General features: G+C 72.2%; 12 protein-coding genes and 2 pseudogenes. 4 read left to right on the top strand and 10 right to left on the bottom strand.

Features of this window, described 5'->3' with window-relative positions; translation table 11 throughout:
• Window positions 1–36: 36 nt before the first annotated feature.
• The 4 genes from ACZ69I_RS10455 to ACZ69I_RS10440 form a co-directional block, all read right to left on the bottom strand.
• Entirely contained in the window at window positions 37–396 is a 360-nt protein-coding gene (locus ACZ69I_RS10455) for an STAS domain-containing protein (RefSeq protein ID WP_470831456.1), read from the bottom strand.
• Window positions 393–1,664 carry a PP2C family protein-serine/threonine phosphatase gene (locus ACZ69I_RS10450; RefSeq protein ID WP_470831593.1) on the bottom strand — a complete coding sequence of 424 codons (1,272 nt, stop codon included), beginning with the start codon at window positions 1,662–1,664 and terminating at the stop codon, window positions 393–395. Before ACZ69I_RS10450 ends, ACZ69I_RS10455 begins: the two co-directional genes overlap by 4 nt.
• Window positions 1,664–2,473 (bottom strand): alpha/beta fold hydrolase, encoded by an 810-nt coding sequence (locus ACZ69I_RS10445; protein WP_467677656.1) that lies wholly within the window; start codon window positions 2,471–2,473, stop codon window positions 1,664–1,666. The genes ACZ69I_RS10450 and ACZ69I_RS10445 overlap by 1 nt, the downstream gene beginning before the upstream one ends.
• A 73-nt stretch (window positions 2,474–2,546) precedes the next feature.
• Entirely contained in the window at window positions 2,547–2,807 is a 261-nt protein-coding gene (locus ACZ69I_RS10440; RefSeq protein WP_470831455.1) for a hypothetical protein, read from the bottom strand.
• A gap of 432 nt (window positions 2,808–3,239) precedes the next feature.
• Here ACZ69I_RS10440 and ACZ69I_RS10435 point away from each other — a divergent pair, with 432 nt between their 5' ends.
• Window positions 3,240–3,758: a methanogen output domain 1-containing protein gene (locus tag ACZ69I_RS10435; protein ID WP_467677660.1), complete on the top strand. Its 519-nt coding sequence runs from the start codon at window positions 3,240–3,242 to the stop codon at window positions 3,756–3,758.
• Complete coding sequence (locus ACZ69I_RS10430; RefSeq protein ID WP_467677662.1) at window positions 3,755–4,489, top strand: PAS domain-containing protein; 735 nt, start codon at window positions 3,755–3,757, stop codon at window positions 4,487–4,489. The genes ACZ69I_RS10435 and ACZ69I_RS10430 overlap by 4 nt, the downstream gene beginning before the upstream one ends.
• A 139-nt stretch (window positions 4,490–4,628) precedes the next feature.
• Here the strand turns inward: ACZ69I_RS10430 and ACZ69I_RS10425 are convergent, their stop codons facing one another.
• Window positions 4,629–5,816: an aminoglycoside phosphotransferase family protein gene (locus tag ACZ69I_RS10425; RefSeq protein WP_470831453.1), complete on the bottom strand. Its 1,188-nt coding sequence runs from the start codon at window positions 5,814–5,816 to the stop codon at window positions 4,629–4,631.
• Between the two features lie 234 nt (window positions 5,817–6,050).
• On the opposite strand from ACZ69I_RS10425, the gene ACZ69I_RS10420 reads away from it, so the two are divergent.
• A complete protein-coding gene (locus ACZ69I_RS10420) occupies window positions 6,051–7,544 on the top strand; it encodes a DNA-binding protein NsdB (protein WP_470831451.1) in 1,494 nt (497 codons plus the stop codon).
• Window positions 7,545–7,589: 45 nt separating this feature from the next.
• On the opposite strand, the gene ACZ69I_RS10415 is transcribed toward ACZ69I_RS10420, so the two are convergent.
• The 5 genes and pseudogenes from ACZ69I_RS10415 to ACZ69I_RS10395 form a co-directional block, all read right to left on the bottom strand.
• Window positions 7,590–9,008: a PP2C family protein-serine/threonine phosphatase gene (locus tag ACZ69I_RS10415; protein WP_470831449.1), complete on the bottom strand. Its 1,419-nt coding sequence runs from the start codon at window positions 9,006–9,008 to the stop codon at window positions 7,590–7,592.
• Window positions 9,009–9,427: 419 nt separating this feature from the next.
• A pseudogene (locus ACZ69I_RS10410) lies at window positions 9,428–10,071 on the bottom strand (LuxR C-terminal-related transcriptional regulator).
• Between the two features lie 12 nt (window positions 10,072–10,083).
• Window positions 10,084–10,404 (bottom strand): sensor histidine kinase, encoded by a 321-nt coding sequence (locus tag ACZ69I_RS10405; protein ID WP_470831447.1) that lies wholly within the window; start codon window positions 10,402–10,404, stop codon window positions 10,084–10,086.
• Window positions 10,405–10,513: 109 nt separating this feature from the next.
• Window positions 10,514–11,476: pseudogene (locus tag ACZ69I_RS10400) on the bottom strand (sensor histidine kinase); the annotation flags it as partial.
• A 296-nt stretch (window positions 11,477–11,772) separates the two neighbouring features.
• Complete coding sequence (locus ACZ69I_RS10395) at window positions 11,773–12,624, bottom strand: phytanoyl-CoA dioxygenase family protein (RefSeq protein ID WP_470831446.1); 852 nt, start codon at window positions 12,622–12,624, stop codon at window positions 11,773–11,775.
• Between the two features lie 257 nt (window positions 12,625–12,881).
• On the opposite strand from ACZ69I_RS10395, the gene ACZ69I_RS10390 reads away from it, so the two are divergent.
• Window positions 12,882–13,514, top strand: a complete 633-nt coding sequence (locus tag ACZ69I_RS10390; protein WP_470831444.1) for a hypothetical protein — start codon at window positions 12,882–12,884, stop codon at window positions 13,512–13,514.
• Window positions 13,515–13,702: the final 188 nt, after the last annotated feature.

The following is a 13,702-nucleotide window of genomic DNA, read 5'->3' as shown; positions in this document are numbered from 1 at the left end:
CAGCCGCCGCCGACGCGGACGGCGGCCCCGGCGGGATCAGGCCGGGGCCGGGCGCCAGGCGGCTTCCGCGGCGTCGGCGGTGGGGTGGGCGGGGAAGACGTGGTCCAGGCCCGCGATACGGAGGATGCGGTTCACCCGGTCGGGCACCGCGGCCAGGACGAGGGTCGCGTGCGCGGCCAGCGCGTGGTTGCGGGCGGCGATGAAGACCGTTATCCCCGTGGAGTCGCAGAAGGTGAGGCTGCCGAGGTCCAGGACGAGCTGCTGCCCCGGCTCCAGGCCGGCCCCCCGGAGCGCGGTGCGGGCGTCGGGGGCGGTGCGGTGGTCCAGTTCGCCGCTCAGTTCCAGGACCGGGCCTGCGGGGGTGACACGGGTGCGGAGCCCGAGATGGTGGGTCACTGCTGCTCTTCACTGGTCGGTCGGGGCACGTGGATGGCCAGAACGGCGGTGTCGTCGTCCACACCGGCACCGAAGGTGTCGAGCAGCTCGCGGATCGCGGTGATCGTGTCCGTGGCGGTGGTGGGTGCGAGGGCGCGCGCGAAGTCCAGGAGGGCTTCGTCGCCGTAGCGGTCGCCGGTGCCGGTGCTCGCGGTGTGGGCCTCGGTCAGGCCGTCGGTGTGCAGCAGCAGGGTGTCGCCCGCCTCCAGACGGAGGGTGGTGGTGGCGATGTGGGCGTTCGGAAGTACGCCGATGAGCTGACCGCCGGGCGTCGGCAGGTAGTCGGCGGTCCCGTCGGCGCGCATCAGCACCGCCGAGGGGTGCCCGCCGCTGGCCAGCGTGACGCGGAAGCCGCCCTCGTCGCCCTCGGGGGTCATCAGGCCGAAGACGACGGTGCAGAACCGGGGATCGGTCCCGTTGTACTCGTGGTTGAGGACGGTGTTGAGGTTGCTCAGTACCGCCACGGGGTCCGGGTCGTAGACCGCGGCGGCCCGGAGGGTGTAGCGGGCCAGTGAGGTGACGGCCGCGGCGGCCGCGCCCTTGCCGCAGACGTCCCCAAGGAACAGCCCCCAGGTACCGGCGGTCAGGGGGAACAGATCGTAGAAGTCGCCGCCGACCTCGTCGGTGGAGGCGATGTGGTAGTGCGCGGCGACGCTCAGACCGGGCACGCTCGCCAGGGCCGGCGGCAGCAACGTCTGCTGCAGGGTGGCGTTCAGGCGCTGCAGACGCTCGCGTTCCCGCTCGGCCTCCTGACGGGCGCGCAGCAGCTCCTTCTCGTAGGCGCGGCGGTCGCGGGCGTCGAAGAGGGTGGTGCGGATCAGCAGTGGCTGCCCGTCGCTGCCCGTTTTCACGACGGAGGTGACGAGGACGGGGATGCGGCTGCCGTCCGCGGCCTTGAGCTCCAGGGCGATGCCGCTGATCTCCCCCTGCATGCGCAGGAGCGGCGCGAAGTGCGTCTCGTGGTAGAGCCGCCCGCCGACGGTCAGCAGGTCGGAGAAGCGCTTGCGGCCCACCAGGTCGTCGCGCTCGTGGCCGAGCCAGAGCAGCAAAGTGGTGTTGACCTTGGCGATCTGGCCGTCGAGCAGGGTGGACAGATAGCCACAGGGGGCGTGCTCGTACAGATCCTCGGCGCTGTCCTCCAGGAGCGCGGTGAACTGCGCCTGCTCCCCGGCCGAGCCCTCGTCGCCCTCCCGGTCACGGCCGTCCTCACCATTGCTGGTGTCGCACATCATCTGGGCGCACCAGCGAACGCCGCGATCACTTCGGCGGTCTCCTCCGGCGCGGCGAGCTGCGGGCAGTGCCCCGTCGCGTTCAGCGTCACGAGGCGGCTCCCGGGGATCTGCGCGTGGACGAACGCGCCCACCTCCGGCGGGGCGATCGCGTCGTTCGAGCACTGGGCGACCAGCGTGGGAACGCCCACGCGGGCGAGGTCGTCGCGGTTGTCGGACAGGAAGGTCACGCGAGCGAAGACACGGGCGATGTCCGGGTCGGTGCGGCAGAAACTGTTCGTCAGTTCCTCGCCCAGCTCGGGCCGCTCGGGGTTGCCCATGATGACCGGTGCCATCGCGCCGGACCAGCCCAGATAGTTCGCCTCCAGCGACTCCAGGAGCTCGTCGATGTCCTCGGCACTGAACCCGCCCCGGTAGCCGGTGGACGGGTCGTCGATGAAGCACGGGGACGGCGCGAGCATGACGAGCCCGGCGAACGCCTCCGGCTCCCGCGCCGCGGCGAGCACCCCCACCGTCGCACTCACCGAGTGCCCGACGAAGGTCACCGGTCCGAGCGCAAGATCGTGGCAGATCTCCAGCACGTCGTCGACGTACCCGTCCAGGGACGAATAGCGCTCCTTGCTCCACGCCGACAGGTCGGAGCTTCCCGCGCCCACGTGGTCGAAGACGACCACGGTGAAATCACGTTCCAGTGCGGGCCTCACCAGCCGCCACATGTTCTGATCGCACCCGAACCCGTGCGCCAGCATCAGTACCGGCCCGCCGGGACGTCCGGTCACGGTCACGTGATTCCTGCTCAGTACATCCATACGACACATCCTCGCAGACCAGGAATGTGCCGGCAGTCCGCCCACGGCCGCACGGGTCCCCTTGCCGGAGGGCTCAGGCGGCGGGGGTCCAGTCGTCGGGCTGGGCGGTATGCCTGCTGCGCTCGTGCCGCAGACGGCGCTTCTGGCGGGCGCGGGCGAGTGCCCACGCGGTGGCGGTGACGGGGAGGACGGCCCAGAGGAGATAGAGGGCGGGGCGGTAACGGTCCATGGGGTGGAGGCCGAACAGGGCGGTGAGCACCATGGCGAGGGCGAGGTGCCGGCACAGCAGGCGCCCGGCGTGGCGGGCGAGGGCGTCGGCGCTGGACGTGGTCACTCAGGACTCCTGGCGATGGAGCCGGCCGCGCACGGGCCGGGGCAGGGTGAAGCCGGGCAGGAGTGGGGGGAAGCTGTATGGGGGTGTGTCCAGAGTGCCCTCGATGACCCCTGAGGTGCCTGAAGGTTACCGCCATTTATGAAACTGGCGGATAGGCGAGCAAATTGACCTCTGTAATGTGGCCAAAATAGGTGACTACGGACCTCTTGATTGGTTCATACCTGGCGGGAAAGTTCCGGCGATGGGGCTCAATTGCCCTTCGCCGACCGGTTGTCGGGGCGAGTCGGTCCACTTGCGCCGCCCGCCGCGCCTGCCTGAAAGGGCATCCGCACCACCCTGCCGGAATCGGTCGACAACACAGGTCACGGCGAGCAATCATGGTGTGACACAAGGTGAGCCATGCACTCATCGGGCACACCATGGAGGGCCCCAGTGGAACCATCGGAAGCAGACATCGCCATCGACCGCGATGTGTTCATGCGGAGTCTGATCCGTGAACTGGCCCGCGTGCTCGAGGACGTGGTCGGCCTGGAGGAGGCCGCGGGGTACGTCAGCCTCGTCAGCCAGACCCTCGGCGGCGACGTCAACCGCCAGTACACCAAGGCCCTCGCGGTCGACCGCCTCGACCTCGCCCAGGTCGCCCAGGTCATGGTCGACCTCAAGAGGCGCCTCGGCGGCGACTTCTTCGTCATCGAGGAGAACGAACGGCGCATCGTCCTGGGCAACCGGGTGTGCCCGTTCGGCGAGAAGGTCGTGGGCCGCCCCTCGATGTGCATGATGACGTCGAACGTCTTCGGCACCATCGCCGCGGAGAACCTCGGATACGCCCGGGTCGAACTGGACAAGACCATCGCCCGCTGGGACGTGGGCTGCCGCGTCATCGTCCATCTGCGCCCACCCGCCGAGTCGGACGAGAGCACCGGTCGCGAGTACTACGGCGACCTCCCGTGATCCGCGACGAAGCGCTGCACCTGTTCCGGAAGATCACCGGCCTGCTCACGGAACCCGTGCTGCTCGTCGCCGCCGACGCCCAGGTCCTCGCCGCCAACCCGGCGGCGGTGCGCCTGCTCCCGGACGTCCAGGAGGGCCCGCTCCTGAGCAGCCTGGTCTCCGAGTCCGTGGACGAGGTCGCCGCGTGCGTCCGCCAGTGGCTGCGCACCGGCCATCCGACGCCGGCCGGCCTCACGCTGCACGGCTACGACGGCTCGCGGGTGCGCTGCCGTTGCTTCGGCGCCCGCGCACAATGGCTCGCCGTGCCGACGGTCCATCTCCGCGCCGTCCGCATCGACCCCGGCGACCGCTTCGTCACGCTCAAGGAAAGGGTCAACGCCCTGGAGCGTGAGCGGACGTTCCGCTTCCGGGCCACCGAGGAGCGCAACGCGCTCACCGCCTCCCTGTCCGCCGCGCACGACAGGATCGACCGTCTGCACGCGCTCGTGGTGGCCCTCGCCACGGCCACCACGACGACGGGCGTCGTCCGGGCGGTCGCCGAGCACGTCCCCACCGTCCTCGGCTGCACGCGAGCCGATCTGCACCTCACTCCCGCGCCGCCCGGCCCCGTCCGGCTGCGCATCCCCGTCCCGCCGGACGCGACCCTTGCCCTGGCCATGGACGGCACGCCCCCGGCGGAACACCTGGAGTCGGTGACGGCACTGATCGGCGGCGCGCTCAAGAACCTGTGAGCGACCCCGGAGGTCATGGTCCCGTCGACATAGGCCCGTCGTCATGGGCCTGTCGTCATAGTCGTTCGGAAGTCGCCAGAGGCATACGAAAGTCCGCGGTGCGCCCCTGTCCAAAGCGCACCGCGGACCGTCGTCCCCGTCAGCGAGTGCCGACCGCCGCACGCACGGCCCGGCGGGCCAGCTGGCAGTCGTCGTGCAGTCGCCTCAGCAGCAACCGCTGTTCCTCGCCGGACGGCGCGGCACCGGGCTGGGCCGGGCCCGATGCCGTCGGGGCCGCGTCGTGCATGGAACGCTGCACGGCCGTTTCGTAGGTCCGGATCTCGCGGGTCAGGACCAGCATCAGGTTCACCAGGAAGGCGTCGCGCGCGGCCGGACCCGCGGCCTGGGCCAGCTGGCTGATCTCGCGGCGGGCCACCGGGGAGTCCCCGAGGACCGCCCACAGGGTCGCCAGGTCGTACCCCGGCAGGTACCAGCCCGCGTGCTCCCAGTCGACCAGGACGGGCCCCGTGGGGGAGAGCAGGACGTTCGACAGCAGGGCGTCGCCGTGACAGAACTGCCACATGGCCTGGTGACCGGTGCCCTGGTGCCCGACCGAGTGAGCGATGCCGTGCAGCAGCTTCTGCAGGTCGCCCATGTCACGGTCCGTCAGCAGGCCGAGTTCGTGGAAGCGGGAGATCCGCCTGCCGTAGTCCAACGGCCTGCCGAACATCTCGGCCGGCGGCCGCCACTGGTTCAGGCGGCAGACCGAGCCGAGCGCCGCCCGGATGTCGGCGCGTGGCGGAGACTCGATCGGGTGCCGGAGCAGAGCCGCCACCCGTCCCGGCATCCGCTCGATCACCAGCGTGCAGTCCTCGGGGTCGGCGGCGATGAGCCGCGGCGCCCGGACCGGCGGCCGGTGCCGGACGAACGAGCGGTAGGCAGCTATTTCGTGCCTGATCCGCTCGGCCCACACCGGCGAGTGGTCGAGGAGGCACTTGGCGACGGCGGTGCTGCGTCCCGCCGTGCCGACGAGCAGCACGGTGCGGCCGCTTCTGCGGAGCACCTGTACCGGGTTGAACTCCGGGCAGATGCGGTGCACCGAGGCGATCGCGGTGCGCAGTTGCGCCCCCTGGGGGCCGGACAAGTCGAGTCTCCCGCTGAGCGGTTGCGTACCGGATCCCGGTACGCGGCGCGTACGGCCGACGCCCGGCGGTGCACCAGCGGGGCGCACCGGATCGAGATAGGGGCCGCTTCCCGGCGAGGGGGCGATCTCGCGACTCCGGTGGACCGGGGGGCGCGGGCGCAGCGGCCGGGGCGGGGCGGACACGGAGGACGATGCTGCGTACATGGGCGATACAGATCCCTTCGTGTGCCTGTGAGTTGCGTGCGCCTCCCGGCCCGATCGCTTCGGGTGCACCCTGGGGAGTGCCTTGCGGCGACCGGGTCGGGGTGGCGCATTCCTACCTGACACCCGTCGTCCCCTGGCACACCATGTGGCGCACCCTGGCGAACCCTGGCGAATAGTCGCTCAGCAACTGACAGAGGGTTACTGTCAACTCAGCCGAGAACCTGGGGGCTTGACGTGAACGGACAACCCAACACCCGCCTTTCGGACCTGTTCGGCCTGGCCGGCTGGTCCAAGGGGGAGCTCGCGAGACTGGTGAACCGGCAGGCGGCGGCCATGGGCCACCCCCAACTGGCCACCGACACCTCGCGGGTCCGGCGTTGGATCGACACGGGGGAGATCCCGCGCGACCCGGTGCCGCGTGTGCTGGCGGTCCTCTTCACCGAGCGTCTCGGCCGTGTCGTGACCACTGAGGATCTAGGCATGGTCCGGCACGGGCGCGCAGGCAAACGGCGTGGCGACGGGAGTGTGGAGCACCCCGACGGCGTGCCGTGGGCGCCCGACCGGACAGCCGCGGTCCTCACCGAATTCACGGGAATGGACCTCATGCTCAACCGACGCGGCTTGGTGGGCGCGGGCGCTGCGCTTGCCGCAGGCTCCGCACTCAGCAGCGCCATGCACGACTGGCTGCACGCCGACCCGGCCCTGGCGGCCGACGCCCCCCGTATCGAGGATCCCCTGCACGCCGACCCCGCTGGGTTCGACCGCTATGAGGCCGCCCCCATCGGGTCCCAGGAGATCGAGGAACTGGAGCGCTCGGTCGAAGTCTTCCGCGCGTGGGACGCGGCCCGCGGAGGCGGGCTGCAGCGCAAGGCTGTCGTGGGCCAGCTCAACGAAGTGGGCGGCATGCTCGCCTACCGGCACCCCGACCATCTCCAGCGACGCCTGTGGGGCGTCGCTGCCAACCTCGCCGTACTCGCGGGATGGATGTCGCACGACGTCGGTCTCGAGCCCACGGCGCAGAAGTACTTCGTCATCGCGGCACACGCGGCGCGCGAGGGTGGCGACCGCCCGCGCGCGGGGGAGGCCCTGTCCCGGGCCGCGCGCCAGATGGTGCACCTCGGCAAGCCGGACGACGCCCTGGACCTGATGAAGCTCGCCAAGTCGGGCGCGGGCGAAGAAGCCCTGCCCCGCACGCAGGCGATGCTGTACACCATCGAGGCCTGGGCACACGCGTCGATGGGGCGCGGCCAGGCGATGCGACGCACCCTCGGTCTCGCCGAGGACCTCTTCGTGTCGGACAAGGGAGACGTGCCGCCGCCGAGCTGGATGCAGATGTTCGACGAGGCGGATCTGCACGGCATGCAGGCGCTGGCGTACCGCACCCTCGCCGAGCACGAGTCGTCCGCGGCGGGCGTCGCGCAACGGCACGCCAAGGCGGCGATCGAGCTGCGGGCCAAGAACCGCGACCGGTCGCAGATCTTCGACTACATCTCGCTCGCCTCGGCGTGCTTCATCGCCGACGATCCCGAACAGGCCGACCGGTACGCGCGGTTGGCGCTGGTGTCGATGCGGGCCAACTCCTCGCAGCGCACCTGGGACCGGCTCCGCGAGATGTACCGGCTGACCGCGCAGTACGCCGGCTACCCGAAGATCGAGGACCTGCGGGAGGAGATCAAGCTGGCGCTGCCGAAGGGGGGCAGGGGGGCGGGGAGGACAGCCAGGGCGTAGAGCGCCTCGGGTCGCGGCGCTCGGCCGGATCGCCGCGGTGCTCGGTCAGATCCGTGCGACCAACAGGCAGGCGTCGTCCTCGCGCGGGGCCGCGCCGAACTCCTCGACGACGACCCGCACGCAGTCCTGTGCCGTACGCGCCCCGGCGAAGCGGGACGCGAGGGAGAGCAGCAGGCCCGTCGCCGTGTCCCGGTCGCGCCGCGGCACCAGGCCGTCGGTGTGCAGCAGCAGCAGGTCCCCGGGCCGCAGTTGCTCTTCGGCCTGCCCATAGGTCGCCCCGGAGGTGGCGCCGAGGAGCACGCCGGACGGTGGCGTCAGCGCGCGTCCCGCTCCCTCGCGGAACAGCAGGGGGGCGGGGTGGCCGGCCTGTGCCCAGGTGAGCAGGCGGGTGGCGGGGTCGTAGCGGCAGCAGACGGCGCTGCCGAGGGCGGGCTGGACCGTGGCGTCCAGTAACTGGTTCAGCCAGCCCATGAGTTGGCCCGGCGGGGATCCGGCGACCGCCATGCCGCGCAGCGCGCCGAGCAGCATCGCCATGCCGGAGGTGACGGCGACGCCGTGCCCGGTGAGGTCGCCGACGCTCAACAGGGCGTGTCCGTCGGGCAGTTCCATCGCGTCGTACCAGTCGCCGCCGACGAGCGAGCTGGTGGAGGAGGGGAGGTAGTGGGCGGCGAGATCGAGCCGTCCGGGGCCGCCGTGGGGGAAACGGAGCGAGCCGCGCCACGGCGGCAGGACCGCCTCCTGCAGTTCGACGGCGAGGCGGTGCTCGGTCTGGGCGATGTCGTGCCGGCGCCGCAGTGAGTCATGGCTCTCGCGCACCACGCGCTGGCTGCGGCGCAGCTCGCTGACGTCCCGCAGCACCGCCCACATGGAGGCGGTGGAGCCGTCGGCGGCGAGCACGGGTTCGCCCATCATGTGCACCTGGCGCACCCGCCCGTCGGATCGCACGATGCGGAACTCGCCGTCGATGGGCTTGCCGTCGATGAGGCAGTCCGTGACCATCGCGGTCAGCAGCGGCTGGTCCTCGACGTGCACGAGGGAGGGGAGTTCGTCCAGGGAGAGCGGGGGGGCGGCCGGGTCGCGGCCGAGGATCCGGTAGAGCTCGCCGGACCAGCCGGCCTCGTCGGTGAGGAGGTTCCACTCGGCGCTGCCGACCCGGCTCAGGAGCGAGCCCCGCTGCGGGTCCTGGTCTTCCGGGGCGGCCGGAGCCGCGGGCTCCCCGCCCACCCGCGGCGGGCCGTCCCGCAGCTGTGCGAGATGGTCGTCGAGGTCGTCGAGCTGATGCACCGCCAGGTCGCACAGGGCTCGCTGCCAGCGCCCCTCGGCGTCCCCGTGCTCGGTCTCGGTGTCGCGCCTCACCGCGTCGACCTCGCCGCGCAGCCGACGCGTCTGCGAGATCAGCGCATCGACCGTGCCGCGCTCGGGCGGCTGGGCGGCTGCGTGGTCCGCGAAGGCGTGGGGCGGCATGAGGTGCTCCGGTGAAGGTGCGGTGCGACCGACTTGACGGGTGGTGGACCGCTAACGACTTTCGCACAGCCGGTGGTGGGCCGTAAGGGATTTGGCAACACACGATGCGGTGGTGCTTCTGACATATGCCTATGTCCTGCCGATACGCGGACCGGGGCTGTACGTCCAGAGTGCAACCGTGAAGAAACCGTATGGCTTGCGGGCGGAATGTGGGGTTCCGGCGGCGGAACCGAGGAGGAGTGACAGGAAAGCGTGCTGCGTCATGCGGGGGCGGCCCGGCGACCAGGCGTGCGCCGGGGTGCCGGGGCACGCGCCGACGCGAACCCCCAGCCGTACGACGTCGTACGGCGCCCCCAACAGCCGCCAGAACGGCGGGAATTGGCCCCTCGTACGGGAATTCGGCCGCCTCTCGCCGCGGTTCACGACCGCAGATAGCGGATGACCGCGAGCACCCTGCGGTTGTGGTCGTGCGACGCAGGCAGGCCGAGCTTGTCGAAGACCGCCGCCACATGCTTCTCCACCGTGCCCGGCGAGACGAAGAGTGCCTGGGCGATGGCGGCGTTGGAGCGGCCCTCCGCCATCAGCGACAGGACCTCGCGCTCGCGCCGGGTGAGCGGGGCAAGTTCCGCCGCGCGACTGCTCGCCCCGGCGAGCTGCGTGACCACCTCCGGATCGAGCGCGGTGCCGCCCGCCGCCACCCGTTCGAGCGCGTCCGTGAACTCCGCGACGTTGGCCACCCGGTCCTTGAGCAGATAGCCGACACCCGCCGAGCCCGCCGCGAGCAGCCGCGTGGCGTACTTCGTCTCGACGTACTGGGAGAAGAGCAGCACTCCGGTGCCGGGGTGCGCGCCACGGATGTCGATGGCGGCGCGCAGCCCCTCGTCGGTGTGGGTCGGCGGCATCCGGATGTCGACCACCGTGACATCGGGCCGGTGCGCCGCCACCGCCTCGCGCAAGGCGTCCGCGTCGCCCACGGCGGCACGGATCTCGTGCCCCGCTCGGTGAGCATCTGGGCCAGCAATTCCCGCAGTACGGCGGCATCCTCGGCGATCACGACGCGCATGGCCGCATGCTCTCACGCGTGCGGCGGCAGCTCGACGGTGACCGACGTCGGGCCGCCCTCGGGACTGCGGACGGTGATGCGGCCGTCGACCGTACGGACGCGCTGGGCGAGCCCGGTGAGGCCGCTGCCCGCCCCGAGCGTGGCGCCGCCGCGCCCGTCGTCGTCGACCTGGAGCCGCAGCACCCCGTCCCGCTGGGTCACGCCGATCGCGGCCTGCCGCGCCCCGCTGTGCTTGATGACGTTCGTCAGGAGCTCGGCGGCGCAGAAGTACGCGATGGTCTCGATTGCCGGAGTGGGGCGCAGGGGAACGTCGGCCGACAGGGTGACCGGCACCGTGCTGCGGGCCGTCAGCGTCGCGAGGGCGTCGGGGCAGGCCGTCGTCGAGGGCGGGCGGGTGGATGCCGCGGGCCAGGTCGCGGAGTTCGGTGAGGGCCTCGGTGGCGTTGCGGTGCGCGCCGTCGACGAGCTGCCGCAGCCGGCTCGCGTCCAGCGGCCGGCCGTCGTCGAGACGCTCCCTGATCATGTCCAGGCCCATGGCCACGGCGACGAGGCGGACCTGGGCACCGTCGTGCAGATCGCGCTCCACCCGGCGCAGCAGCGCCACCGAGTCGTCGACGGCCAGCGCGCGCGTCTCCTCCAGGTCCCGTACGCGGTCCGCCAGCCGCCCCGGCCCGAGCAACGCCCGGATCAGCCTGCGGTCGCCCTCGACGACGAGGCGCGTCACCCAGGGCGCGCACAGCAGGGTGACGACGCCGGTCAGGACGGCGAGCCACGTCCCGGCGAAGGTGTCCACGTGGAGTCCGCCGAAGGGGATCGGCGTGAGCAGCGGCATGCCCTCCGGGTCGTCGGCCGCGGGCTGCTGGCCGAAGACCCCCCACCGCAGCGGCGCGGTGAGGTTCACCAGTCCGGTGAGCCACCACAGAACGGCGTACGCGCCCAGCGCGCACTGCGGCAGCTTCGCGAGGACGTAGGCCGCCGACCGCCAGCCGACCCCGTCCCGCAGCCGGGCGTCGAGCCGCCCGACGAAGCCCTCGCCCCTCGGGGCGGGCGGGGGGACGGCTGTCCGCTCGCCGAGGAGCCCCGCGGCGAGCCCGCGATGGACGCCGCCGAGGGCGCGGGCGAGCCGGAGTCCGGCGATGAGCAGCAGCGCCCCCACGAACGCGAGCACCAGCGAGACGGTGAACCCGGCGCCGAGCACCAGCACGACGGCCAGGAGCACCCCGCCGACGAGGCCGAGCGGGAAGCCGATCAGGCAGTACGCCGCCTCGGCCCACGACCGCCGGGCGAACGGGGCGCGGGCGACTTCCGCGACAGCGCGAGTCCACTTGCCCGCTGGACCGCCGAGCTCCGGACCGCCGATCTCCGAAGCGCCGATCTCCGGAGCGTCGATCTTCTGCGCGTGCATGCCGTCAGTGTCCTGTCACGCGTCCCTGCGGGCCAGCAGACGCCCGCCCACCCCCCGCGCGGGCCCGCGCAGTTCCCCGTAGGGCGGGCCGAGGAATCCGGTGACGGCGCCCGGCAGCACGTCGAAGCTCAACGGCTCGATGGCAAGGGTCGGCCCGTGCCGCTTGGTGAGCCCCTGGGCCCTCGATCATCACAACTCCCTGGCGTGGCCGTGCGCCGGACGTGGGCGCCGGACTTCACGCTAGATGGGCGGGGGGTCCGCCCGGAACGCAGCTTTCCTCCGTCCGGCCTGGGGGTTTACCCCCAGGGCCGAGCCTTCTGGTTGCCGGTTACGGCGTCCTCGCCGTCCCCACTGGAGCGGGCCCGTCCCGGACTGGAACTGGCCCGTCCCAGGCCCCGGCGGATCGCGATCTCCACGGGTGAGTACGCGCCGTCGGCCCGTTCGAGTTCGTACGGCGCGGCCGGCATCAGCGGTGGCTGGGCCATGAAGCGCGGTCGCGACCCGTGGTGCGGCTGCGCCGCGTGCACCAGGAACGGATGGCACAGGAAGACGTCCCCCGGGGAGCCCGTGGCGAGGGCGAGCGGCCGGTGGGCGGATGCCGCCACGAGGTCCGGCGCGATGGCCAGGCCGCTCGCGCCCTCCTCCCCGCACGGCTCCAACACCTTCGGCACGTCGAGATGGGAGCCGACCCGGATCCGGGTCGGGGCGTCCTCTTCCCCCACCTCGCTGAACAGGAAGAGCATCAGCAGCGCCCGGCCGCGTGAGCGGAGATTGGTGAAGGGCCAGGTCTCACCCTCCACCGCATAGCTGCCCTCGATGTGCCAGCCCGCGTCGCCGGGCTCCTCCTCGTGCGGGAAGCGCAGCGGGAAGGTGCCGAGCGAGTAGCGCGGCTCCCAGCGGCCGGCGCCGACCAGCAGGTCGTACGCCCGGTGCAGGGTAGGGGAGTTGGGGGCGGCGGCGAACGGCCCCTGTGCCATTCCGCCGACCCAGTGCACGGGCTGCGTCCACGTATCCGGGTCGTCCGGATCGCAGCCCGTCTCCCGCCAGAGCAGCCGCGCACAGCTCGCGGCCACGCGGGGCGCGACGGCGCCCTCCAGCTTGACGAAGCCGTCGCGGAGGAAGCGGGAAACCAAGGTCGTGTCGTCCATGTGCCCATCGTGCGGCGCCGCCCGGCCCGGCCACCCGACCGTTGCCGCACCGCCTTTCTCGGGTGCGTGATCAGGAGTGCGGTGTTCAGGGCGTGACGACGAGTTCGCCGCGGGGATGCCCGTTCTCCAGGTGGCGTACGGCGGCCGGGGCGTCGGCGAGCAGGACCTCGGCCTGTCAGCCGTGGTCCGTACGCCGAGGTGAGGCTTGACTCAGTACAGTGATCAGGTTCTGCTCAATGTCGTCCCAGGAGTTACCCGTGTCATCGCACCAGCAGCCGTCCCGCCCCGACGTCCGCAACGCCGTCCGGGCACCGTCGCGGACGGCGGGCTGGCGGCGCACCGCCGTGAGCGCCACGGTCCTCGCCGCCGCACTCCTGGCGCTGCCGTGCGGGCTCGGCACGGCAGCCCAGGCCTACGAGGGCGCCGCCGGTGTGGAGCCGTATGCGGCGGACCACGTCTCGGCACCCGCCAAGGCGACGGTCTCGGAAGGACAGGTCAGGGAGGTGGCGCCCGGGGGTGTGCTCACGTACCCCAGTGTCACCAGCTGCCTCACGGTCACCGTCCGGCTGCGGGACGGCGGCCTCGTGGGGGCGCACGCCAGCCTGTTCCAGGTACCGGGCGAGCTGCGCTCCGACGAGATCCTGGCCGCGGTGCAGAGCGTCGTCGGCAGTCGCGCCGTGACCGCGGTCGAGGTCCGAGGGGCCGTCGGCGCCTGGCATCCGAGCTATTTCACGAAGGCGATCGAGAGTTACGGCGAGGGTGAGCAGGTCCCGGTCCCAGCGGGCCAGGACGTGGACGGGCTCGCACGGGCGGTGGCGCAGGGGCTGGGGCTGCCCAGCACCCCGGTCTCGGTGAAGGACGTGCCGGACGGGGACCAGATCGTCAGCTGACGAAGCGTGCCCGCTCCCCGCGGGTCGGGCCAGGAGGCTGCCCCCCCGTGACCAGCGTGCCGGACGCCGACCCGCCGGACCTCGATCCACCGACCGCCGCACCCGTGGCCCTGCGGCCCACCGGGTGAGCCGGGCCGCGGTGGACGGGGCCGACCGGGCGAGATGGGCGGCCGTCGCGCATGAACGAG

It is taken from the genome of Streptomyces sp. NPDC036815 (assembly GCF_055609205.1).
Note: the sequence above shows the minus strand (reverse complement) of the source record. Positions and strands in the feature narration are given on the sequence as shown.